Genomic DNA, 22,909 nt, shown 5'->3' on the forward strand with positions numbered 1-22,909 from the left:
GCGGCAGGTGGCTCAGTAGGCCTTGTCGAGGTCCAGGTGGAGCGTGCGGAAGCGCAGGCTGCCGCCCTCCTCCACGATCTCGGAGGAGTAGACCCCCGCGGACAGCAGGTTGGTCTGGTCGTTCTCGGTGGCGATCAGGGTGAGGTAGTGCTTGGTCCTGGTCACGCCGTCCTCGGAGCCCTCGACGATCAGGTTGGTGTTGACGTGCCGGCGCTGGTCGGTCTGCGAGGACATCGAGTCGCGCATCAGCTTCATGATCGCGTCGCGGGGCCCGAAGGAGATCTTGTCACCGCCCGCGATGATCATCGAGAAGGTGGCGTCCTCGGTGAAGACCGACTCCATCGTCTCGAGATCGGCGGTGTCGTAGGCCAGGGAGTAGCGGTTGGCGAGGTTCTCGAGAGCGGCGCGGTCAGTCATGGTGACTCCTTGGTGAGAGCGGGCGCGGCGTCGCACCAGCACGGAGAGAAGCGATTCGTGCATATTGTGCGCATGGTTAGAACGTGATGTCCACCACGCGCCGCCGCAACTTGCGGAAAAGTTTCGCCCACGCGGGAGCGCATGCTAATCATTGGCATAAAATTCCAAGACGGGGAGGTTCGCTGTGCCGAGAACTGATCGATTCACCGGAAAGGTCGCCCTGGTCACCGGGGCGGCGCGGGGCCAGGGCCGCAACCACGCGGTGCGCCTGGCCGAGGAGGGGGCCGACCTGGTCCTGGTCGACGCCTGCACCGACGTCGAGACGCTCGGCTACGACTTGGCCACGCCGGCCGACCTGGAGGAGACCGTGCGCCTGGTCAAGGCCGCCGGCGCCGGCGTGGTCGCCGAGCAGGTCGACGTCCGTGACGGGGCCGCACTGGAGGCCGTCGTCGCACGCACCCTCGCGGAGCTGGGCCGGCTCGACGTCGTCGTGGCCAACGCGGGCATCGCCGGCAGCTTCCCGATCACCGAGCTCACCGACGCCATCTGGCAGGACATGATCGACATCAACCTCACCGGCGTCTTCAAGACGGTCCGCGCCACGGTCCCGCACCTGGCCACCGGCGGCTCCGTCGTCATCACCAGCTCGATCGCCGGCATGAAGGGCCTCGCCAACAACACCCACTACACCGCCGCCAAGCACGGCGTGATGGGGCTGATGCGCTCGCTCGCCAACGAGGTCGCTCCCCGCGGGATCCGGGTCAACTGCGTCAACCCCACCAACGTCGACACCCGGATGCTCTTCAACGACGCGATCTACCGGCTCTTCCGCCCCGACCTGGAGGCACCCGGCCGCGAGGACGTCGAGGAGATCATGCGCGGCATGCACCCGCTGCCCACCGGGTGGGTCGAGGTCGACGACGTCAGCAACGCCGTGCTCTTCCTCGCCTCGGACGAGGCGCGGTTCATCACCGGGGTCGCGCTCCCGGTGGACGCCGGAGCCACCATCGCCTGAGAACGCCGCGGACGCCCCGGGCAGACTGCCCGGGGCGTCCGCATCCACTCGCTCGGATCGTCGCCGAGCCCTGCAGGTCACTGCACCGACGCGCCCCCGTCGACCGGGATCTGCCCGCCCGAGACGTAGTACGACTCCGGCCCGGCCAGCCAGGCCACCGCGTGCGAGACGTGCTCGGGCTCGATCCACGCCTTGCCCATCGGGTTGAGCCCGGCGAACGCCGCCTCGGCGTCCTCGGCCCGGGGCTCCTCCAGGTCGGGGCGGAAGAGCCGGTAGGTCCGGCTGTTCTTCACCATGTCGGTGTCGATGGAGTTGGGGTGGATGGTGTTGACCCGGATGCCGTGCGGCCCGAGCTCGTTGGCCAGCACCTTCATCAGCCCGACGATCGCGTGCTTGGTGGTGGTGTACGCCGCCACGTTGGCCAGGCCCTTGAAGCCGGCCAGCGAGGCGATGATGATGACCGAGCCACCGGGGCCGGCCGCCAGCAGGTGTGGCGCCGCCGCCTTGTAGGTGTGCCAGACGCCGGTCACGTTGACGTCCATCAGCTCGCGCCACGCGTCGGCGCTCACCTCGTGGGTCGCCTCGCCGAAGGTGAAGATGCCCGCGTTGGCCACCACGACGTCGAGGCTGCCGAGCGCGGCGACCCCGGCGTCCACGGCCGCGGTCAGCGCGTCGATGTCGCGCACGTCGGCCTGGGCGGCGTGGATGCGCCCGCCCGCCGCCTCGACCTGACGCACCGTCTCGGCGAGGTCGTCGGGAGTGGCCAGGTCGTAGAACCCGTCGAGGCTGCCGATGTGGTCGCAGAGGTCGACGGCGATGATCGCCGCCCCGTCGCGCACCAGGCGCAGCGCGTGGCTGCGGCCCTGGCCGCGCGCGGCGCCGGTGATGAGGGCGACCTTGCCGGCCAGGGGTCCGGCCCCCTGCTGGGGGGAGGTCGTGGTGGTGCTGTCGGTCATGCGGTCCTGCCTTCCGAGAGGGTGCGGGGCTCGAGGAGCCCCTCGTGGTCTGCCTTGATCTGCAGCGCGAGGAACTTGCCGTAGAAGCGGGCCATCGCGAGGTTGCCGCCCATGAACCAGAGGCCCTCCTGTCCCGAGCGGCGCCACACGCCTTGGAGCTCGCCCTCCGCGTCGAGGCCCCAGACGGGACCGCAGCGGTCGGCGACCTCGTCGCCGAGCAGCCGGCGGGCGGTCTCGAGCATCCCCTTGTAGCCGGTGGCGAAGACGACCACGTCGGCCTCCAGCACGGTGCCGTCGTCGAGCTCGAGGCCCTCGGGGGTGAAGCGGCGTACGCCGACCCCGGAGCGGACCGCGACCTCGCCCGCGGCGATCAGCTCCGAGCAGCCGACGTTGATGTAGTAGCCGCCGCCGCGCTGCAGGAAGAGCTGGAGCGCGCCGGTGCCGTTGATCCCGGAGGAGGTGAGGAAGCCGGCCTGCTCCAGGCCCGCCAGCATCTCCTTGTCGTGCTCGGCCATCGCGGCGGTGGTGGCCTGGTGCATCTCCGGCGCGCAGTTGAAGGGGAAGGAGGCACCGAGCAGGTCGGCCGTCTCGGTCGGCGGCCCGCTCTCGTCGTACAGGCCGGCCATCGCGAGACCCGAGCCGGCGACGCTGACCACGTAGGTGGGCGAGCGCTGCACCATCGTCACCGCGGCGCCCTTCTCGTGGAGCTCCTGGGCGATGTCGTGGCCGCTGTTGCAGCTCCCGACCACCACCGCGCGACGTCCGGCGAAGTCGGCGCCGCGGGGGAAGTCCTTGGAGTGGCAGGCGAGCCCGGTGAACTCCTCGGCGCCCGGCAGGTCGGGCAGGTTGGGCTCGGTGCCGCTGACCCCGGTGGCCAGCACGAGGTGCCGGGGTCGCACGGTGCGCACCGTGCCGTCGGCGCGCCGCAGCGTCACCTCCCAGCCGTCGGCACCGCGGTGTGTGCTCTCCACCAGCTCGGTACCGGTCCAGACGTTGAGCTCCATGATCCGGGCGTAGGACTCGAGCCAGTCGGCCAGCTTGTCCTTGGGCGTGTAGACCGGCCAGCTGGGCGGGAAGGGGAGGTAGGGCAGGTGGTCGTACCAGACCGGGTCGTGCAGCACGAGCGAGTCGTAGCGGTTGCGCCAGCCGTCGCCGACCCGCTCGCCGCGGTCGACCACCAGGGTCGGCACCCCGAGGCAGCCCAGCCGGGCGGCCAGCCCCAGGCCGCCGTGCCCGGCGCCGACCACGAGCACGGCCGGCTCACCGTCGGCGAACTCCTCCTGGCGCCGGCGGGTCTCCGACCAGCTGCGCGCCATCCGGTCGGCACCCTGCGCGCCGCCGAGCGGCCGCCTGGTGCCGGTGAGCTCCTCGTGGCCCACCAGCTCGTCGGCGGCGGTCAGCAGGGTCCACGCCCGCCAGGCGCCGTCGCGCTCCACCAGGCGCAGCACCCCTCGCCCGCGGACGAGCGGGGTCTCCAGGTCGAAGCCGGCCTGGACCCAGGGCTCGGCTCCCGCCTCGACCAGGGCGGGGGCGTCGGTGAGCCTCAGCGTCACCGGTCCTGCGGGCAGCTCCTCGATCCTGGCCGCCAGGGCGTCGTGGCCGTGGGCGGTGCGCAGGTCCCAGGTGAGGGCGAGCAGGTCGCGCCACCACCCGTCGGCGTGGAAGAGCTGCGGCACGGCGGCGCCGACACCCTCCGCCAGCATCGCCCGGAACTGCTCCAGCCACGCTCCGGTGAGGGCACCCAGGTCGGGTGCCACCCTCTCGTCGGTCGTTGTCATGGGCCCGAGACTCCAATCCTGATATCCGTAATCATGAATTGGTGAAAGTGTCTCAGATCACATCAGGGCCGACAAGAGGGTGGAGCGCTCACTCCCCCGCGACGGCGCGCCCGCAGCGGTACCCGAAGACCATCGCCGGCCCGAGGGTGCCGCCCGCGCCGCCGTAGACCATCCCGGTCGGCGCGGCCATCGCGTTGCCCACCGCGTAGAGGCCGGGGATCGGGTCGCCGTCGACGTCGACGACCTCGCAGTCGGGCGTCGTCAGCGGGCCGCCCTTGGTGCCGAGCGAGCTCGAGTGCACCGGCGCGGCATAGAACGGGCCGCGGTCGATGGGACCCAGGGTGGCGGCGGTCCCCGGGTAGTGGCTGCGGTCGCCGCACCACCCGTCGTACGCCGACTCCCCGCGACCGTGGTCGGTGTCGCGGCCCTGGGCGCACAGCTCGTTCCACCGGGCGACCGTGGCCTCCAGCTCCCCGGCGGGGACGCCGATCTCGACGGCCAGCTCGGCCACGGTGTCGGCCCGGGTCATCCACTCCGGCATCTCGCCGCCGGCGGGGATGCCGTAGCCGCCGTACATCTCGACGTAGCCCTGGTCGAAGACCGCCCAGGCAGGCTGGTTCTCGTACTCGAAGCGGGTCGGGTGGAAGACGTGGAAGGCCGCCCCCAGCGCGTTGTAGTTGGCGGCCTCGTTGGTGAACCGCCGCCCGTCCGCGTTGACCATGATCGTGCGGGGCAGGGTGCGCTCGCGCTGCAGCAGCTGGATGCCGTGGTTGGCGTACTGCTCCCCCTCGAACCCGGGGATCGTGACGACCGGGACCCACCACGCCTCGCGCATCACGCCGAGCTGGGCACCGACGCGCATGGCCATCCGCAGCCCGTCGCCGGTGTTGGTCGGGGCGCCTGGCGAGTGGCTGAGCGGGCCGCGCAGGAACGCGCGGGCCAGCTGCTCGTCGCGCTCGAAGCCCCCGGTGGCCAGCACCACCCCGCGACGCGCGCCGATCCTGCGGCCGTCGGCCAGCTCCACCCCGGTGACCCGACCGGAGTCGGTGACCAGCCGGACGGCGTCGGCCGAGGTCCGCACCGCGACGTCGCGGTCGAGCAGACCCTTCAGCAGCGCCCCGAGCAGGCCGCGGCCCAGGCCCTCGAGCGCCTGCTCGGTGCGGCGGGACTCCTCCGCGGGCTCGAGGAAGCCGGTGCCGCCGCCGACCGGCGTCTCGCCGACGTACATCGAGCGCGGGAAGCCCAGGAAGCGGTCCGCCCACTCCCCCAGCTCGTGGAAGGAGAAGAGCTCGGGCTCGGTCGAGCGGCCACCGCCCGGCATCCCGCCGGGGTGCTCGGGGTGGTAGTCGGGATAGCCCGGGACCAGGCGCATCCGCAGCGGGGTGCGGTCCTCGACCCAGTCGAGCATCTCCTTGACGGTCGAGACGAAGGCCTCGGCCATCTCGGGGCGGATGAGACCGTGGGAGAGCGCCGAGAGGTAGTCCAGGCCGTCGGCCTCGGAGTCGACCACGCCGTGCTCGGCCTGGTACTTGTTGGCCGGCAGCCAGGCGACCCCGCTGGAGAGCGCGGTGGTGCCGCCGAGCACGTCGGCCTTCTCCAGCAGCGCGACGCGGGCGCCCCGGTCGGCGGCGCTGAGCGCCGACATCATCCCGGCGCAGCCGCTGCCGAGCACGACGACGTCGAAGGTCTCCTCGAAGGCCTGGCCGGTGGTCCGGTCGGCGGTCTGGTCCGTGCTCTGGCCGCTCATGCGCCCACCCCGTCGGTGTAGAAGGAACGCAGCCAACCGAGGTCGCCACCGTGGAGGACCGAGGGCCAGTCGGCGGGCCGCGGATCGCCGTAGACCAGGGTGCGCCGGTCGCTCTTCATCGTCTCGACGTACTCCGAGGCGGGCAGGTAGTACATGTAGCCCAGCTGCCGGGCGGCGATCCGCCAGCCGCGCTCGGTACGGCGGTAGACGTCGTGGTAGCGCAGCGCGACCCACATGGTCTCCCCCTCGCGCACCAGCTCGGCGTGCCCGCTGACCAGCCCGGTGGCCAGGTCGGGGTCCGACCCGTCGAAGCGGGTGAGCACCGAGTGCATGAAGTGGTGGGTGGCGCCCAGGGAGTCGTAGCGCCCCTGGTAGGTCTGGGCGATCGTCTCGAGGCCGCGGGCGTCGAAGACCCCGTCCGCCGAGGTCAGGTGGGCGTCGGCGGTGAAGAGGCTCTCCAGCCCCTGCAGGTCTCGCTCGTCCATCACGAACCCGTAGAGGTGCACGAGGTCCGCGATCGCCTGCCTGTCCTCGAGCCGGCGCAGCCTCTCCTCGGTGGTCGTCATGTCTGTCTCCTTCTCCTCGGTGTCGGCGGCCTCGGGCGTCGGTCGGGTCAGGGTCGGCCGTGTCAGGGTCGGCCGTGTCAGCGTCGGTCGGGGCGCGGACCGAACGACTCCATCGACGCCGGCGCGATCGCCGCCGGGTCGACGAACGCCGTGCCCTTGACCTGGATCCGCTTGGCGCTGATCAGCCACCGCCCGCCGTCGCGCACCATGTCGTCGCGGTAGCGGCCCCAGACCATCCTGGCCTCGCCGGAGGCGTGGGTGGTGACCACCCAGAAGGTGGCGTCGAACCGGACCGGGTCGTAGGCACCGGTGCCGAGCGGGGAGACCTCGACGTTGGTGGCCATGTGCTGGGCCACCTCGACGTCCGAGGCCGCGAACCGGCGGTAGAGGTCGAGGAACGCCTCGCGACCGCGGGTCTCCTCGCCCTTGCGGGCGAGCAGCACGTCGCGGGTCACCAGCTCGCCCAGCCCGTCGACGTCCTTGGCGTCGACGAGCCGCTGGTAGGCGTGGAGCAGCCGCTCGGCCTCGCGCTGGAGCAGCAGCCCCTCGAGACCGTCGGCGCCCCCGACCCCGGGCATCAGTAGGACCTGGGCAGCCCGAGCACGTGCTCGGCGACGTAGTTGAGGACCATCTCCTGGCTGATCGGGGCGATCCGGTTGAGGCGCGACTCCCGGAAGTACCGCTCGACGTGGTACTCCTTCGCGTAGCCGTAGCCGCCGTGCACGTTGATCGCCACGTCGGCGGCGTTGAAGCCGGCCTCGCTGGCCAGGAACTTGGCCATGTTGGCCTCCCGGCCGCAGGGGATGTCGTTGTCGACCATCCAGGCCGCCTTGTCGCAGATGGCGGTGGCCGCGTCGAGGCGGATCCGGGCCTCGGCGAGCTGGCCGGCGATCAGCTGGTTCTGCCCGATCGGCCGGCCGAAGACGATCCGCTCGTTGGCGTAGGCGACGGCGCGGCGCAGCGCGGCCTCACCGAGGCCCAGCGCCGCGTTGGCCGAGATCACCCGCTCGGCGTTGAGGCCGCTCAGGATCACCTTGAAGCCCTCGCCGACCTCGCCGATGACGTCCTCGTCGGCGACGAAGAGGTCGTCGATGAAGAGCTCGTTGGTGTCGACCGCGTGCCGTCCCAGCTTGGGGATCTCGCGGATGGTCACGGCCTCGGGGTCGAGGGTGGCGAACATCAGGGTCAGGCCGCGGTGCGCCTTGCCCTCGCGCGGGGAGGTGCGGACCAGGAGGAACATCCGCTCCGCCTCCTGGGCCTTGGTGATCCAGACCTTCTTGCCCGAGACGAGCCAGCCGCCGTCGACCTTGCGGGCCGAGGTCTGCAGGTTGAGCGTGTCGGTGCCGGCGTCGGGCTCGGTGACCGCGAAGGAGACGTGCAGCTCGCCGGAGACCGCGCGGGGCAGGAAGCGCTTCTTGAGGCTCTCGCTGCCGTGGCGGATCAGGGGCTCGAAGCCGAAGATGCCGATGTGGACCGCCGAGCAGCCGGCCATGCCGGCCCCCGAGGCGGAGATCTCGCGCTCCACGACGGCCGCCTCCTGGACGCCGAGGCCGCCCCCGCCGTACTCCTCCGGGATGCTCAGCCCGAGCCAGCCGGCCTCGGCCACGGCGTTGTAGAAGTCCCAGGGGAACTCGTGCTTGTCGTCCTGCTGCATCCAGTAGTCGTCGTCGAACCGGGCGCACATGGCTCGCACCGCCTGCCTGATGGACTCGTGCGTCTCGTCCACGGCGAAGTCCATGCTTCCTCCTGCTCTCGGGTGGCTCAGGCTCACGTGTCCCGGCTCACAAGATTTCCTTATCACTATTATCACTAAGGATGCTGCGCTGTCACCCCCCGAGCGGAGGCTGCGCCGCGGCAGCGCGGGGCGGCCGCGCCGCGACGCGGACCAGGAGCATCGCCGCGGCCGAGGTGAGCGCCATCAGCGCCCACGCCCAGCCACGACCGCCGGCCGCCGAGAGCAGGCCGAAGCCGATCGGGCCGACGGCCGACCCCACCCCGCTGCCCAGCTGGAGCAGGCCGCTGGCGGCCCCGGCCCCCGCCGAGCGACGGACCAGCGTGACCAGCAGCAGTGCGGGCCAGGTCCACGCCGCGACCAGGCTGAGCAGCACGCCGGCGACCACCAGGGCGCGCCACACCTCACCGCCCGCCGCCTCGCCCGCCGTCCCGCCCGCCTCCCCGGGGCCCCCGGAGCCGGAGGCGGCGTCCAGCCCCAGGGTGCCGACCGCGACCAGGGCGAGGGCGACCACCGCGACGGCCATCACGCCCAGCAGCGGAGCCAGGTCGTCGGGCGGACGGCGGTCGAGCCACCAGCCGGCCGCGACCCGGGCCAGCACGGCCACCAGGCTCCCCGCGGAGACCACGCCGGCCGCCTGCACCGGGCGCAGCCCGGCCGAGACCAGGCTCAGCACCGCGAAGCCGGTGAGGGTGGCGACCGCGAAGGTCCCGAGACCGGCGGCGACCACCACCGGGGCCGCCCGCAGGGGATCCGCCGGCGGCGCCGACCCGGGCGGGTCGTGGACTCCGGAGGCCTCCCCGGCGCTGCCGGGGGCGGCAAGCAGCAGCCCGCCCACCACCGCGAGCGGCAGCACCAGGCCGACGGCCATCGCCGGCCGCCACCCGTGCACGTGGGCCAGGGCGGGCAGGGTGGCGCCGGCCACCGTCATCAGCAGCGGGGGCGCGGTCTGCTTGAGGCCCAGCACGGAGGCCTGGCGGCCGGGGGCGACCGTCGCCATCACCGCGAGGTTGCTGGTCGGCGAGGCGAAGGCGTAGCCGAGCCCGCTCAACGCGACCACCGCCAGCAGCGCGGGCAGTGAGTCGACCAGGAGCACGCAGGCCGCCAGGCAGCCGGCGATGAGCAGCGCACCCCACCACGCGCCGGCGGGCCAGCCGCGACCGTCCACCCAGCGCCCGGCGAGCGGGGCGGCGACCGCGGTCACCGCCCAGAAGGCGGAGACCACCAGGCCGAGGCGGGCGTCGTCGAGGCCGAGGTCGGCGGTGAGCTCGACCGAGAGCAGGCCGAGCAGCGTCGGCACCGCGACCGCGGTGCCGAGCAGCAGGAACGCGAGCAGGCCCGCCGACCGTCCTCCAGGACGGCGGCGGGCCTCCCGACGCACGTGTGGACTCAGTCCGGGACGACTCGGTCGGAGGTGCTCAGTCCTCGATGGTCAGCGCGATCTCCGGGCACGAGTCGACACCGAGCGCGGCAGCGTCCTCGAGCTCCTCGGGGATCTCGCCGTCGAACTTCACGATGACCTGGCCCTCGTCGACCGTCACGTCGTAGACGTCCGGGGCGGACATGCGGCAAAGGCCGTGGCCCTGACACTTGTCGAGATCAGCGACAACTCTCATGCTGGCTCCTCCTGACTGGCTGCACCGTCGGTGCCGGCTTTCGGGAATCGGTCGGGGGCCATGTTCGCACCGGCCTCCCTTGACTCCATGCTGGGTATAACTATTATCATGATCCTGCTCACCCAAGGAACCCCTTGGCCACCAAGGAGGATTGATCTGATGTCCGACCAGCCGCGCTGCCCCGTGACCGACTTCGACCATCACTCGGCAGCACACGCCGCGGACCACGTGGGCGCCTACCGCAAGCTCCGCCAGGAGTCTCCGGTGGCGTGGACGGAGGCGCACGGCGGGTACTGGGTGATCTCCAACTACCGGGGGGTCTTCGAGGCCTCGCGCAACGACGACATCTTCTCCTCCGGCCGCCACGACGAGTACGGCGGCCCCGGCCTCTCGGTGACCATCCCCAAGGCCCCGACCGCCTTCCACATCCCCATCGAGCTCGACCCGCCGCAGTTCCGGCCCTACCGCAAGGCCGTCAACAAGGTGACCGCGCCCGCGGCGGTGGAGAACCTCGACGCCGTGATCAAGCACTACGTCACCGGCTTCATCGACACCATCATCGAGCAGGGCGAGGCCGACCTGGCGATCGTGGCGGGCGTGCCCGCGGCGGTGACCATCGACTGGCTCGGCCTGGACCCGTCGGAGTACAGCAACTACGTCGACGCGATGCACACCCTGGTCGCCGCGGCGCCCGGCTCCCCGGAGTACGTGCACGCCGCCGAGGTCGCCGTCCCGTGGGTGAGCCGGACGGTCCGCGAGCACATCGCCCACCGCCGCGAGCACCCCAGCGACGACGCCACCACGCACTTCATCAACTCCGAGGTCGACGGCCGCCGGATGGACGACGACGAGGTCTACTCGATCCTCGAGCTGGTCATCTCCGGCGGCGTCGGCACCACCGCCTCGCTGGTCACCCAGTCGCTCGTCTGGCTCTACCAGAACCCCGACCAGCGGCAGCGGCTCATCGACGATCCGTCGATGGTCGACATCGCGGTCGAGGAGTTCCTGCGGGTCTTCTCCCCCACCCAGGCGCTGGCCCGGACGATCATGGAGGACACCGAGTTCCAGGGCTGCCCGGTGCGCAAGGGCGACCGCGCGCTGCTCGCGTGGGGCTCGGCCAACCGCGACGAGGAGCAGTTCGAGAACCCCGACGAGGTCGACATCACCCGCTGGCCCAACCGGCACGTCGCCTTCGGGCTCGGCATCCACCGCTGCGCCGGCTCCCACATGGGCAAGGCGATGGCGCGCGAGATGATCCGCCAGGTGCTTGCCCGGATGGGCGACTACGTGGTCGACATGGACAACGTGGTGGCCTACCCCGACCAGGGCACCAACGCCGGCTTCCACACCATCCCGGTCACCTTCACCCCGGGTGAGCGGCTGCTCGGCGACACGCCGCTCTTCGCCGACCACTACACCAAGACCGGGGCGTGAGCACCGCGCCCGGCGGCGCGCACCCCGCCCTGGACCTCGAGACCGGCCGGGTCGTCGTCGTCGGGGCCGGTCTGGCGGCCGCCCGCCTGTGCGCGGTCCTGCGTCGCAAGAAGTTCCGCGGCACCATCACGGTGCTGGGCGCGGAGCAGGTGCCGCCCTACGACCGGCCGCCGCTGTCCAAGGCGGTGCTGGCCGCCGAGCGGGACGACTCCCCGCTGCCCTTCGACACCGAGAAGCTCGCCGTCGACCTGCGCCTGGGCGCCACCGCGACCGGGCTGGACATCGCCTCGCGGACGGTGCTGACCGACGCCGGCACCGACCGGGCCGACGCGGTCGGCTACGACGCGCTGGCGATCGCGACCGGCGCCTCGCCGCTGCGGCTGCCCGGCGACGGCCCCCAGCTCACCCTGCGGACCCTCGACGACGCCCTGGCGCTGCGGGGCCGGCTGGTCCCCGGTGCCCGGATCGTGATCGTCGGCGCCAGCTGGATCGGCGCCGAGGTGGCGACCACGGCCCGCGCTGCGGGCTGCCGGGTCACCTGCGTGGAGTTCGGCCCCGAGCCGCTGGGCGGCGCCCTGGGCGAGGAGGCCGGCGGGGCCACCCGCTCCTGGTGGGAGGGGATCGACCTGCGCACCTCCACCGGGGTCACCTCCGTGGAGGCCGACGGCGTCCACCTCGAGGACGGCACGGTGCTGCCGGCCGAGGCCGTGGTCACCGGCATCGGGGTGCGCCCCGACCTGACCTGGCTGGCCGGCTCGGGGCTCGACCTGGAGCGCGGCATCCTCACCGACACCCGCTGCCGGACCAACGTGCCGGGCGTCGTCGCGCTGGGCGACGTGGCCCAGCGCTGGTCGCGACACACCGGGACCCACCGGCTCACCGAGCACTGGGACGAGGCGAGCATGGTCGCAACCGCGGCCGCCTCCACCCTGCTGGACTGGGAGCAGGGTCCCGAGCACGACCCTGTCCCCTACTTCTGGTCCGACCAGTTCGGCCGCAAGCTGCAGTACGTCGGGGCCCACGGCCTGGAGGACGAGCTGGTGCTCGACAAGGGCGCCGACGGCTCCCTCCTGCGCGCCACCTGGAGCCGCGAGGGCACCCTCACCGCCTGGCTGGGCGTCGACCTGAGCAAGGAGCTGGTGAGGGCCCGGACGGCGGTGGGCGGCCCCCTCTCCGCCCTGGAGTGAGCGTGGACCCCGCCCTGGCCGCGACGCCCGGGCCGGGCGCCACCGTGCCCGGCGGTCGGCTGCGGACCTGGGTGGCGCTGCTGCTGGTGGTGGGGATCGGCGTCAACATCCGCGCCGTCTTCGGGGTGACGCCGCCCCTGGTCCCGGTGATCAGCGACGACCTCTCGCTGAGCGCCACCGCGGCCAGCCTGCTGACCTCGGTGCCGATCCTGGCGATGGCGCTCTGCGCGCCACTGGGGCACGCGCTCTCGACCCGGCTCGGCCCGGACCGGGCGATGATCGCCCTGCTGGGCTTCCTCGGCGTCGCGGAGCTCACCCGGCTGGTGATCGACACGGCGGTGCCGCTGGTGGCCTCCGCCGGGCTCATCGGCGGCGCCCTGGGCGCGGTCTCCACGCTGACCCCCGCGTTCATCTCCCACCACCTCCCCCGGCTCCGCGGGCTGGCCACCGGGGTCTACTCGACCTCGATGGCGCTGGGCGTGGCGCTGGCCGCCGGCACCGCGCAGCCCATCACCGAGCTGCTGGGGGGCTGGCGCGTCGCGCTGGGGCTGTGGGGGGCGGCGGCGCTGCTGCTGGTGGCCGCCCTGCTCGCCGCCCGTGCCTCCGGGGCGGGGCTGCCCCGCGAGACCGGCCCGGCGCAGCGGATCTCGTTGCCGCTGCGCGAGAGGCGCGCGTGGTTCGTCACCGGCGTCTACAGCGTCCCGATGTTCCTGGGCTTCGGCGTGATCGCCTGGCTGCCGAGCCTCTTCATCGAGCACGGGATCGCGTCGGGCACCGCGGCGCTCTACCTGGTCCTCTTCCAGTCCGTGCAGGTCTTCTCCATCCTCACCCTGACCCCGCTGACCGACCGGATCCCCGGCCGGCGCGGGGTCTTCGCCACCGTCATGGTCACCGCCACGGTGGGCCTGCTCCTGCTCACCCTGGAGCCACGCGACCTCGCGCTGCCCGGCCTGCTGCTGGCCGGCTTCGGCATCGGCGGCGCCAGCAGCCTGGCCCTGGTCAAGGTGCAGGACGAGGCGACGTCGCCGCAGGACGCCACCCGGCTCAGCTCGATGGCGATGCTCTTCTCCTTCACCGGCGGGGCGGCCGCGCCCTTCCTGATGGGCGCCCTGACCGACCTCACCGGCAGCCTGGTGCCCGGCTTCGGCCTCTGCTTCGGGGTGAGCGCGTTGAGCATGCTGCTGCTGATCGGGATGCACCCGGCACCCGGCCACCCGCGCGCCACGGCGACACCGGCCTAGAAACCATGTTCATCATTGCACTAGACTGACCGGATCATCGAGAGCTGCAGGAAGGAGACCCCATGCCCGGCATGTGGTTCGAAGAGTTCGAGGAGGGCCAGGAGTTCAAGCACCCCTGGAGCCGCACCGTCACCGAGATGGACAACATCCTCTTCACGTCCATCACGATGAACCCGGCGCCGATCCACCTGGACGCGGAGTACATGGCGACCCAGCCGCACGGCCAGCGCCTGATGAACAGCCTCTACACCGCGGGACTCATCGGCGGGATGATCGTCTACGACCTCACCATGGGCACCACCCTGGGCAACCTGGGCTACACCAAGTTCGACTTCCCGAACCCGGTCTTCCACGGCGACACCCTGCGGGCCGAGACCACGATCCTGGGCAAGCGGGAGTCCAAGAGCCGCACCGACTCCGGCATCGTGAGGTTCGAGCACCGCGGCTACAACCAGCGCGACGAGCTCGTGCACATCGCGCACCGGGCCGGCCTGATGCTCAAGCGCCCCGCCGACGCCTGAGACCTCGCCCGACGCTTCGCCGCCAAGCGTTCCGCCGCGAAGACTCCGCCCCAAAAAAGCAAGCCGCAAGAAGAAGGGGGCCGCTCACCGTGACGGTGAGCGGCCCCTCGCGCGTCCCCGGTGAGGGAGGGGCACCGGAGACGCGGGTCAGGCGGGCTGCTTGGCGTCCAGCTCCTCGAAGCTGATGCTCTCCAGGTCCTTGAGCGGCTCGACGACCTCGCGGCCGACCTGCTCGAGGTAGGCGGCGGTCTGGTCGGCGTCCATCCCGGGCCAGTGCGGGCGCACCAGCAGCGGGCCGACCGGGAGGCGCGAGGCGATGTCACGGATCTGGTCGCGCACCTGCTCGCCGTTCCCGAGCAGCACGTGGTCCTTGACGTTCTCCAGGAAGTCCTGCTCGACCCGCTCGCGGTCCAGCAGCCCCATCCCCTGGTCGGCGTAGGAGACGTACTTGACCCGGGCCACGTCGGCGAACTTCTGCAGCGCGTCCTCGGGGTCGGTGCCGAGCTGCAGCTCGCGGCGCAGCGGGAACTTGGTCAGCGGCAGGTCGAACTTCGCCCGCTCGTCGAGGTAGGCGCCGACGAGCTGCTCGACCTGCTCGATGGTCTGCTGCGGGGTGATGGTCCAGACGTCGCCGTGCCGGGCGGCGCGGCGCACGCCCATCTCCTTCATCGCGCCGAGCCAGATCGGCGGGCGCGGCTTCTGCACGGGGTGCAGGTGGGTGGGGCGGTCCTCGATGTCGAAGAACTTGCCGTGGTGGGTGACGCGGTCCTGGGTCCAGACCTTGGTCATCACCTCGATCAGCTCCTCCAGCAGCGAGTAGCGCTGCTTGTAGGGCTTGCCGAAGACCTCGTACTCGTGCGGCAGGTAGCCGGTGCCGATGCCGACCACCAGCTTGCCGCGCGTGATGATGTCGAGGGTGGCCAGGTCCTCGGCCAGCTGGACGGGGTGGTGCAGCGGCCCGACGAGCACGGTGGTGCCGATCTTGACGTCGTCGTCCAGCTCGGCGGCCAGGCGCGCCAGCATCGGCACCGGCTGGAGCCAGCGGAACCCGTCGTAGAGGTAGTGCTGCCCGATGGTGAGGTAGGTGAAGCCCGCCTTCTGGGCAGCCTCGACCTTGCGCAGCATCAGGTCGAGGTGCTCCTCGGGCGGCGTCGAGACCGGCTGGTCCCCCATCAGGATGCCGAATTCCATGCTCTCTCCTCTGCTCGTTGCCGCCGTCCGGGCCGCTCGGCCGCGGGACGGGTGCTGCTCGACTGTGGGACCGGTGGGGCTCAGGTGCCCGGGGGGCGGGTGATGCCGGCCAGCGCGTACTGGATGTGCTTGACCTCGAAGAACTCCGCGTAGCCGTCCTCGCCGAGCTCGCGCCCGACGCCGCTGCGACCCGGGCCGCCCCACGGGGCGTCGGGGCGCATCCCGGAGCCGCCGTTGATCGTCACCGTGCCCGCCCGGATCTTGCGGGCCACCTCGATGGCCTCGTCGAGCGGGCCGAAGACGTTGCTGGCCAGCCCGTAGCGGGTGTTGTTGGCCAGCTCGATCGCGTGGTCGACATCGGTGTAGCCGAAGATCATCCCGACCGGGGCGAAGAACTCGGTGTCGGCCAGCGGGTCGTCGGGGTCGACGTCGCGCAGCAGCCCGGGCTTCATGTAGTGGCCCTTGTCCAGGCCCTCGGGCCGGCCGCCGCCGGCACCCCAGCTGGCCCCGCGCTCCATCAGCTCGGCGATCCAGCCCTCGACCTTGTCGCGGTGGGCCGCGGAGATGACGGGCCCGACGACGCTGTCCTCCTCCATCGGGTCGCCGACCTTGACCGTCTCGATGAAGTCGGCGGCCAGACGGCAGAACTCGTCGACCCGCTCCTCGGGGACCAGGATCCGGCTCCAGGCGGCGCAGCCCTGTCCGGCGTTGCGCGCGAAGCGCAGGATCGAGGCGCCGACCGTGGCCGGCAGGTCCGCGCTGGGCAGGATGATGTTGGGGCTCTTGCCGCCGAGCTCCAGCACGGCCTTGCTGAGCGAGCCGAGGGCACCCTGGGCCATCACCTTGGCGCCCACGGCGTCGGAGCCGGTGAAGGAGACCAGGTCGACGTCGGGGTGGCCGGTCAGGTGGACCCCGATCTCGGGACCCCCGGTGACCAGGTTGACCACGCCCGGCGGGAAGCCGGCCTCGTCGAGCAGCTCGAAGATGCGCAGCGTGCTCCACAGGCCCTGGGGCGAGGGGAGGACGACGGTGGTGCAGCCGGAGGCGAGGGCGCCGCCGAGCTTCCACACCAGCAGGTTGAGCGGGTAGTTGTACGCCGAGAGGGCGGCCACCACACCGACCGGCTCGTAGTGGAGCAGGCTGCCCGAGGCGACGGGCTTGCCGTAGTGCGGGAGCGCCTGCTCGTAGCCGCCGCGCGGGCCCTTGACGGCCATCTCGGCATACCAGCGCAGCACGTCGATGGGGCCACCCACCTGCATGGCACGGCAGGCGGCGACCGGGGTCCCGACCTCCGAGGCGATGAGCCGGGACATCGGCTCCAGCTCGCGCTCGAGGATGTCGGCGAAGCGGTTGATCGCGTCGGCGCGCATCCGGGGCGTCCAGGAGCGCCACTGCGAGCCGTGGTGGAAGGCCGCCTTGGCCGCGGCGACCGCCTCGTCGACCTGCTCGACCGAGCTGGTGACCGTCTCCCCCAGGGGCTGCCCGGTCGACGGGCTCACCGACAGGTAGGACTCGCCCGAGGCGCCGTCGACCCACGCCGAGTCGATGTAGGTGCTTGCGGTGCGCTTCTCCACTGTGACCAGTCTCCTCACCTCGGTCGGCGCGCGCGGGAGGCGACGGCCGGTCCTGTCCCAGGATCATAGCAATCATATGCATAGTTGAAAAGAAGCTTTGCTCGGGCGGAGCGCTCGATCCTGGTCAGCACTTGACGAATGGTGGCTATTCCGTAGGATTGATTATCACCATTAGGGCGTGCGTGTCGCCGCCCGACCCCACGAGCATGGGAGCACCATGACAGTCGCACCCGAGAAGCCGGTCGAACAGGTCGAGCGCGTGGTCATCCGCTTCGCCGGAGACTCCGGGGACGGCATGCAGCTGACCGGCGACCGGTTCACCCAGGAGACGGCCGCCTTCGGCAACGACCTGTCGACCCTGCCCAGCTTCCCCGCCGAGATCCGCGCTCCCCAGGGCACCATCCCCGGGGTCTCCTCGTTCCAGCTGCACTTCGCCAGCCGCGACATCCTCACCCCGGGCGACCGGCCCGACGTGCTGGTGGCGATGAACCCGGCCGCGCTCAAGGCCAACATCGCCGACCTGCGTCCCGGCGCGGTGATCATCGTCGACACCCACGACTTCACCGGCCGCAACCTCACCAAGGCCGGCTACACCCAGAGCCCGCTCGACGACGGCTCGCTGGACGACTTCCAGCTCCACCCGCTGGACCTGACCGGGATGACGGTCGAGGCGGTCAAGGAGTTCGGTCTCTCCCGCAAGGACGCCGCCCGTTCCAAGAACATGTTCGCCCTCGGGCTGCTGTCGTGGATGTACGGGCGCCCCACCGAAGGCACGATCGACTACGTCTCGACCAAGTTCGCCACCAAGCCGGCCGTCCGCGACGCCAACATCGCCGCCTTCAAGGCCGGCTACCACTTCGGCGAGACCACCGAGGCGTTCGCCGTCTCCTACGAGGTCAAGCCGGCCAAGACCGCCCCGGGGCGCTACCGCAACATCACCGGCAACACCGCGCTCTCCTACGGCCTGGTGACCGCGGGGCGCCTCAGCGACCTCCCGGTCTTCCTGGGCGCCTACCCGATCACCCCGGCCTCCGACATCCTCCACGAGCTGAGCAAGCACAAGGCGTTCGGCGTCACCACCTTCCAGGCCGAGGACGAGATCGCCGGCATCGGCGCCGCCATCGGGGCCTCCTACGCCGGCCACCTGGGCGTCACCACCACCTCCGGCCCGGGCGTCTCGCTCAAGTCCGAGGCCATGGGGCTGGCCGTGATGCTGGAGCTGCCGCTGGTCGTCGTCGACGTGCAGCGCGGCGGCCCATCCACGGGGCTGCCCACCAAGACCGAGCAGGCCGACCTGCTGCAGGCGATGTTCGGCCGCAACGGCGAGTCGCCGCTGCCGATCGTGGCTGCCCAGTCGCCGGCCGACTGCTTCGACGCGGCCATCGAGGCGTGCCGGATCGCGGTCGCCTACCGCACCCCGGTGATCCTGCTCTCCGACGGCTACCTGGCCAACGGCTCGGAGCCGTGGCGGCTGCCGGAGGTCGCCTCCCTGGCGAAGATCGACCCCGGCTTCGCCACCGGGACCAACCACACCTCGGTCGGCAAGAGCGGGGACGAGGTCGCCGACTTCTGGCCCTACCTGCGCGACGCCGACACCCTGGCCCGTCCCTGGGCACCGCCGGGCACCGCGGGTCTCGAGCACCGCATCGGTGGTCTGGAGAAGGCCGACGGACACGGCAACATCTCCTACGACCCGGCCAACCACGACCACATGGTCCGGATCCGCCAGGCCAAGATCGACGGCATCGCCCGGGCGATCCCCGACCTCGAGGTCGACGACCCCGGTGCCGCCGACGGGCGCCCGGCCCGGCTGCTGGTGATCGGCTGGGGCTCCACCTACGGGCCGATCGGCGCCGGCGTCCGCCGGGTGCGCGAGCGCGGGCTCGACGTCGCCCAGGTCCACCTGCGCCACCTCAACCCGTTCCCGCGCAACCTCGGCGAGATCCTGGCCCGCTACGACAAGGTCGTGGTGCCGGAGATGAACCTGGGCCAGCTCTCGCTGCTGCTGCGCGGCGAGTTCCTGGTCGACGCCGAGTCCCGCACCAACGTGCGCGGCATGCCGTTCGGCGCCGAGGAGATGGAGGGCATCCTGCTGGAGGCCCTCGCCGACCTCGGTGTCGCGCCGCCCGCCCCCGCCGACGACCGCCAGGCCGAGGAGGCACTGCGATGACCGCCACCCCCACCACCACCGACCTGCCGTTCCCCACCACCGGCACCGCCGGCGTCCCCACGATCGCCGAGGGCGAGAAGCAGACCGGCAAGGACTTCACCTCCGACCAAGAGGTCCGCTGGTGCCCCGGCTGCGGCGACTACGCCGTCCTCAAGGCCGTCCAGTCCTTCCTCCCCGACCTCGGACTCCGCCGCGAGAACATCGTCTTCGTCTCCGGCATCGGCTGCTCCAGCCGCTTCCCCTACTACCTCGACACCTACGGGATGCACTCCATCCACGGCCGAGCCCCCTCCATCGCCACCGGCATCGCCACCGCCCGCGAAGACCTCTCCGTCTGGGTCGTCACCGGCGACGGCGACGCCCTCTCCATCGGCGGCAACCACCTCATCCACGCCCTGCGCCGCAACGTCAACATGACGATCCTGCTCTTCAACAACCGGATCTACGGCCTCACCAAGGGCCAGTACTCCCCCACCTCCGAAGCCGGCAAGGTCACCAAGTCCACCCCCATGGGCTCCCTCGACCACCCCTTCAACCCCGTCTCCCTGGCGCTGGGCGCCGAGGCCTCCTTCGTCGCCCGCACCATCGACTCCGACCGCAAGCACCTCACCGCAGTGCTCGCCGCCGCCGCCGCCCACCGCGGCACCTCCCTGGTCGAGATCTACCAGAACTGCCCCATCTTCAACGACGGCGCCTTCGACGCCATCAAGAACCCCGACACCAAGGCCGATGCCATCATCCCCCTGGTCCACGGCGAACAGATCCGCTTCGGCCCCCACGACGACAACGGCCACGGCACCAAGGTCCTCATCCGCGACGAGGTCACCGGCGGCGTCCGCGCCGCCCTCGCCACCGACGTCGCAGAAGACCAGATCCTCATCCACGACGCCCACAACCCCGACCCCACCCTCGCCTTCGCCATCAGCCGCCTCACCGACTCCGGCTACCTCAACCAGTCCCCCATCGGCATCTTCCGCGCCGTCGAACGCCCCACCTACGACGACCAGGCCCGCGAACAGCTCACCCTCGCCGGCGTCGGTGAGGGCGAGGGCGAGGCGAACCTGCAGGCGCTGATCGACGGACAAGACACCTGGACCGTGGAAGGAGACCCCCGATGACCTACGTGATCGCGCAGCCCTGCGTGGACGTCAAGGACCGTTCCTGCGTCGACGAGTGCCCGGTCGACTGCATCTACGAGGGCAAGCGGATGCTCTACATCCAGCCCGACGAGTGCGTCGACTGCGGAGCCTGCGAGCCGGTCTGCCCGGCCGAGGCGATCTTCTACGAGGACGACACCCCCGAGGAGTGGAAGGAGTACTACGACGTCAACGTCGGGTTCTTCTCCGAGATCGGCTCCCCGGGCGGCGCCTCGAAGACCGACGTGAGCGACCGGGACCACCCGACCATCGCCGCGCTGCCTCCGCAGAACCAGGAGTGACGCAGCCACACGGCACACGAACATGACAGCAGGCCTGCTCCGGGAGATCCCCGAGCAGGCCTGCTGTCGTGTTGGCGCCTCAGACGTCGGTGACGCGGACCCCGGCGTGCGCCTTGTAGCGGCGGTTGATGCTGATCAGGTTGGCGGTCAGCGCCTCGACCTGGTGGGCGTTGCGGCGGCGCCCGGCGTAGACGCCGCGCATCCCCGGGACGGCGTCGGCCAGCGCCTGCACCAGGTCGGTGGCCTCGCGTTCGTCGCCGAGGACCAGGACGTCGGTGTCGACGCGCTCGACCTCGGGGTCCTCCAGCAGCACGGCTGAGACGTTGTGGAACGCCCCGACCACGGTCGACTCGGTGAGGATCGCGGCGGCCTGCTCGGTGGCCGAGCCCTCGGGCACCGGGAGGGCGTAGGCCCCCTGCTTGTCGAAGCCGAGCGGGTTGACGCAGTCCACCACGATCTTGCCGTCCAGGTGCGGCTTGAGGTCGGCGAGGAGCTCGGCGTGGCCGTCCCAGGGGACGACGACCAGCACCAGGTCGCCCGCCGCGGCGGCGTCGGCGTTGGCGGCCCCGGTCACGTCGCCCCCCGTGGCGGCGGCGAGCTCGGCGGCTGCCTGCTCGGCCTTCTCCGCCGCCCGGCTGCCCAGCACGACGGTCAGGCCGGCCGTCGCGAAGCGGCGGGCCAGCCCGCGCCCCTGCGGTCCGGTGCCTCCGAGGATGGCGATCGTGCGGCTGGTCAGTTCGGTGTTCAAGGCACTCTCCTAGGCTGGGGGATCTATGAACATAGTATGGGCGGCCGGCGCTCCTGCGCGGCACCGGCCGCGGGCGCGGACCGCCCCCTCAGGTCGACCTCGCCGCGGCGCGCTCCCGCCTCACCTCGGGCAGCACCGCGAGGATCCCCAGCAGCGGCAGCAGGGCCAGCACCAGCAGGCTGCCGGGGATGCCGAGCACCTCCCCCAGGCCGGCGACCATCGCCGAGCCGACGCTGCCGCCGACCAGGAAGACCAGCGTCGCGACGCCGAGCGCGGCGCCCCTGACGTCGGCGTCGACCGCGTCGCCGACGACCGCGATCATCGCCGGCTGGCCGAGCCCGAAGGCGATGGTGGTCAGCACCACGGCGATCCCGACCGCGACCGGCCAGGCCTGCGCGGTGGCCAGCGCGGAGACCAGCATCGAGCCGGCGGCCACCACCGCGGCCAGCACCAGGGTGAGCGGCCCGCCGCGGGTGGCGAGCAGCCAGGAGGTGGCCCGCGGGAGGAAGAGGGCGGCCACCGCGCTCGGCACCAGCAGCAGCCCCACCCGCCACGCCGGCCAGCCGGCGTCGACCAGGGCGGCCGGTACGCCGACCAGCATCGCGAACCAGGAGGCGGGCATCGCCGAGGCCGCCAGGGCCGAGCGCACCACCGTGCCGTTGCGGATCACCGAGGCGGGCAGGAAGCCGTGCGGGTGCCGGCGCACCCGGCGGAGCACCAGCGGGACGCCCAGCACCATCAGGGCGACCCCGACGACCGCCACCACCAGCCCCGTCGAGGGCGACTGCACGACCATCACCAGGCCCGCGGAGGTGCCGGCGACCAGCACGGCCCCGATCACGTCGAGGCGGGCTCCGGAGCCGCCGCCGGCGATGGCGCGCCACAGCAGCGGCAGCACCAGCACGCCGAGGATCGGCAGCGCCATCACGCTCCGCCACCCGACGGCGTGCTCGACGACGCCGCCGGCCAGCGGCCCGAGGCAGCTCAGGGCGGCCGCCATGGCGCTGAGGCGGCCGAGCGCCAGGCCGCGGATCTCCCCGTCGTAGCGGGCGCTGAGCACCGTCACCCCGAGCGTGGGCACGGCGGCCGCGCCGGCGCCCTGGAGGATGCGCATGACGAGCAGCAGCTCGAAGGAGCTCGCGGCCGCCGCCCCCAGCGCGCCCAGCGTCATCAGGCCGACCCCGACCAGCAGCGGGATCCGCACCCCGACCAGGTCGGAGACGCGGCCGTAGATGGGGGTGGCCACGGCGAGCAGCAGCACGTAGCCGCTGATCGTCCAGGCCGCGACCCCGACGGAGGTGTCGAACTCCGCCGCCACCGCCGGCAGCGCGATCGCCGCCGAGGAGGAGCCCATCCCCGCGAGCCCGAAGAGCAGCCCCAGCAGCAGCGAGACGCGGCGCGCGTCCTGGTGTGGGGTCATGACCGGTGGCAACCTCGGCGGGCGCCGGCTGATTCCCCGGCGCGCATGGCGCACGTCCGGGCACGCGACCTCTCACTGGGTGTGTCCCTATTGGCGATCAGCAGTTACCGGATCTGCCTCCCGATGAGCGCGCACTTCGAGTAGGCAAGGCCGGCGAT

21 protein-coding genes are annotated in these 22,909 nt (G+C 72.0%); 8 read left to right on the forward strand and 13 right to left on the reverse strand.

Annotated elements, in window-relative coordinates:
- Positions 1 to 12: 12 nt before the first annotated feature.
- The gene (locus AC4BG9_RS11295; protein ID WP_490571196.1) at positions 13 to 417 is read right to left on the reverse strand and encodes a nuclear transport factor 2 family protein; all 405 of its coding nucleotides are present in this window, start codon (positions 415 to 417) and stop codon (positions 13 to 15) included.
- Between the two features lie 184 nt (positions 418 to 601).
- Here AC4BG9_RS11295 and AC4BG9_RS11300 point away from each other — a divergent pair, with 184 nt between their 5' ends.
- On the forward strand, positions 602 to 1,432 hold the full coding sequence (locus tag AC4BG9_RS11300; protein ID WP_490571197.1) for a mycofactocin-coupled SDR family oxidoreductase: 831 nt from the start codon (positions 602 to 604) through the stop codon (positions 1,430 to 1,432).
- Between the two features lie 77 nt (positions 1,433 to 1,509).
- Here the strand turns inward: AC4BG9_RS11300 and AC4BG9_RS11305 are convergent, their stop codons facing one another.
- From AC4BG9_RS11305 to AC4BG9_RS11340, 8 genes are all read right to left on the reverse strand, one after another.
- Positions 1,510 to 2,388, reverse strand: a complete 879-nt coding sequence (locus tag AC4BG9_RS11305; RefSeq protein ID WP_490571198.1) for a mycofactocin-coupled SDR family oxidoreductase — start codon at positions 2,386 to 2,388, stop codon at positions 1,510 to 1,512.
- Positions 2,385 to 4,166: a flavin-containing monooxygenase gene (locus AC4BG9_RS11310; RefSeq protein ID WP_490571199.1), complete on the reverse strand. Its 1,782-nt coding sequence runs from the start codon at positions 4,164 to 4,166 to the stop codon at positions 2,385 to 2,387. The genes AC4BG9_RS11305 and AC4BG9_RS11310 overlap by 4 nt, the downstream gene beginning before the upstream one ends.
- Positions 4,167 to 4,254: 88 nt before the next feature.
- Positions 4,255 to 5,913, reverse strand: coding sequence for an FAD-dependent oxidoreductase (locus tag AC4BG9_RS11315; protein ID WP_490571200.1), 1,659 nt, complete (start codon positions 5,911 to 5,913; stop codon positions 4,255 to 4,257).
- Positions 5,910 to 6,479 carry a nuclear transport factor 2 family protein gene (locus AC4BG9_RS11320; RefSeq protein ID WP_490571201.1) on the reverse strand — a complete coding sequence of 190 codons (570 nt, stop codon included), beginning with the start codon at positions 6,477 to 6,479 and terminating at the stop codon, positions 5,910 to 5,912. The genes AC4BG9_RS11315 and AC4BG9_RS11320 overlap by 4 nt, the downstream gene beginning before the upstream one ends.
- 77 nt (positions 6,480 to 6,556) lie before the next feature.
- Entirely contained in the window at positions 6,557 to 7,057 is a 501-nt protein-coding gene (locus tag AC4BG9_RS11325) for a nuclear transport factor 2 family protein (RefSeq protein WP_490571202.1), read from the reverse strand.
- On the reverse strand, positions 7,057 to 8,217 hold the full coding sequence (locus AC4BG9_RS11330) for an acyl-CoA dehydrogenase family protein (RefSeq protein ID WP_490571203.1): 1,161 nt from the start codon (positions 8,215 to 8,217) through the stop codon (positions 7,057 to 7,059). Before AC4BG9_RS11330 ends, AC4BG9_RS11325 begins: the two co-directional genes overlap by 1 nt.
- An 88-nt stretch (positions 8,218 to 8,305) precedes the next feature.
- Positions 8,306 to 9,592 (reverse strand): MFS transporter, encoded by a 1,287-nt coding sequence (locus AC4BG9_RS11335; protein ID WP_490571204.1) that lies wholly within the window; start codon positions 9,590 to 9,592, stop codon positions 8,306 to 8,308.
- Between the two features lie 37 nt (positions 9,593 to 9,629).
- Complete coding sequence (locus tag AC4BG9_RS11340; protein ID WP_490571205.1) at positions 9,630 to 10,028, reverse strand: ferredoxin; 399 nt, start codon at positions 10,026 to 10,028, stop codon at positions 9,630 to 9,632.
- Between AC4BG9_RS11340 and AC4BG9_RS11345 the strand changes: the two genes are divergently transcribed.
- The 4 genes from AC4BG9_RS11345 to AC4BG9_RS11360 all read left to right on the forward strand — a co-directional run bounded on the left by AC4BG9_RS11345 (position 9,987) and on the right by AC4BG9_RS11360 (position 14,210).
- The gene (locus AC4BG9_RS11345; RefSeq protein ID WP_490571206.1) at positions 9,987 to 11,261 is read left to right on the forward strand and encodes a cytochrome P450; all 1,275 of its coding nucleotides are present in this window, start codon (positions 9,987 to 9,989) and stop codon (positions 11,259 to 11,261) included. The two genes, AC4BG9_RS11340 and AC4BG9_RS11345, sit on opposite strands and share 42 nt — an antisense overlap.
- Complete coding sequence (locus tag AC4BG9_RS11350) at positions 11,258 to 12,448, forward strand: NAD(P)/FAD-dependent oxidoreductase (protein ID WP_490571207.1); 1,191 nt, start codon at positions 11,258 to 11,260, stop codon at positions 12,446 to 12,448. The genes AC4BG9_RS11345 and AC4BG9_RS11350 overlap by 4 nt, the downstream gene beginning before the upstream one ends.
- Complete coding sequence (locus tag AC4BG9_RS11355) at positions 12,445 to 13,689, forward strand: MFS transporter (protein WP_490571208.1); 1,245 nt, start codon at positions 12,445 to 12,447, stop codon at positions 13,687 to 13,689. The genes AC4BG9_RS11350 and AC4BG9_RS11355 overlap by 4 nt, the downstream gene beginning before the upstream one ends.
- Positions 13,690 to 13,751: 62 nt before the next feature.
- On the forward strand, positions 13,752 to 14,210 hold the full coding sequence (locus tag AC4BG9_RS11360) for a MaoC family dehydratase (RefSeq protein ID WP_490571209.1): 459 nt from the start codon (positions 13,752 to 13,754) through the stop codon (positions 14,208 to 14,210).
- 147 nt (positions 14,211 to 14,357) lie between these two features.
- Here the strand turns inward: AC4BG9_RS11360 and AC4BG9_RS11365 are convergent, their stop codons facing one another.
- Both AC4BG9_RS11365 and AC4BG9_RS11370 read right to left on the reverse strand, forming a co-directional pair.
- Entirely contained in the window at positions 14,358 to 15,401 is a 1,044-nt protein-coding gene (locus AC4BG9_RS11365) for an LLM class flavin-dependent oxidoreductase (RefSeq protein WP_490571210.1), read from the reverse strand.
- An 80-nt stretch (positions 15,402 to 15,481) separates the two neighbouring features.
- Complete coding sequence (locus AC4BG9_RS11370) at positions 15,482 to 16,975, reverse strand: aldehyde dehydrogenase family protein (protein ID WP_490571211.1); 1,494 nt, start codon at positions 16,973 to 16,975, stop codon at positions 15,482 to 15,484.
- A 217-nt stretch (positions 16,976 to 17,192) separates the two neighbouring features.
- Here AC4BG9_RS11370 and AC4BG9_RS11375 point away from each other — a divergent pair, with 217 nt between their 5' ends.
- From AC4BG9_RS11375 to fdxA, 3 genes are read left to right on the forward strand one after another with little or no spacing between them, the layout of a single operon-like run.
- Positions 17,193 to 19,145: a 2-oxoacid:acceptor oxidoreductase subunit alpha gene (locus AC4BG9_RS11375; RefSeq protein WP_490571212.1), complete on the forward strand. Its 1,953-nt coding sequence runs from the start codon at positions 17,193 to 17,195 to the stop codon at positions 19,143 to 19,145.
- Positions 19,142 to 20,263 carry a 2-oxoacid:ferredoxin oxidoreductase subunit beta gene (locus AC4BG9_RS11380; RefSeq protein ID WP_490571213.1) on the forward strand — a complete coding sequence of 374 codons (1,122 nt, stop codon included), beginning with the start codon at positions 19,142 to 19,144 and terminating at the stop codon, positions 20,261 to 20,263. The genes AC4BG9_RS11375 and AC4BG9_RS11380 overlap by 4 nt, the downstream gene beginning before the upstream one ends.
- Positions 20,260 to 20,583 carry a ferredoxin gene (fdxA, locus tag AC4BG9_RS11385; protein ID WP_490571214.1) on the forward strand — a complete coding sequence of 108 codons (324 nt, stop codon included), beginning with the start codon at positions 20,260 to 20,262 and terminating at the stop codon, positions 20,581 to 20,583. The genes AC4BG9_RS11380 and fdxA overlap by 4 nt, the downstream gene beginning before the upstream one ends.
- Before the next feature lie 79 nt (positions 20,584 to 20,662).
- Here fdxA and npdG read toward each other — a convergent pair whose 3' ends face one another.
- The gene (gene npdG, locus AC4BG9_RS11390) at positions 20,663 to 21,331 is read right to left on the reverse strand and encodes an NADPH-dependent F420 reductase (RefSeq protein WP_490571215.1); all 669 of its coding nucleotides are present in this window, start codon (positions 21,329 to 21,331) and stop codon (positions 20,663 to 20,665) included.
- A gap of 88 nt (positions 21,332 to 21,419) precedes the next feature.
- Positions 21,420 to 22,751 carry an MFS transporter gene (locus AC4BG9_RS11395; RefSeq protein ID WP_490571216.1) on the reverse strand — a complete coding sequence of 444 codons (1,332 nt, stop codon included), beginning with the start codon at positions 22,749 to 22,751 and terminating at the stop codon, positions 21,420 to 21,422.
- Positions 22,752 to 22,909 lie beyond the last annotated feature (158 nt).

This window comes from Nocardioides sp. Z40_12 (genome assembly GCF_058215795.1).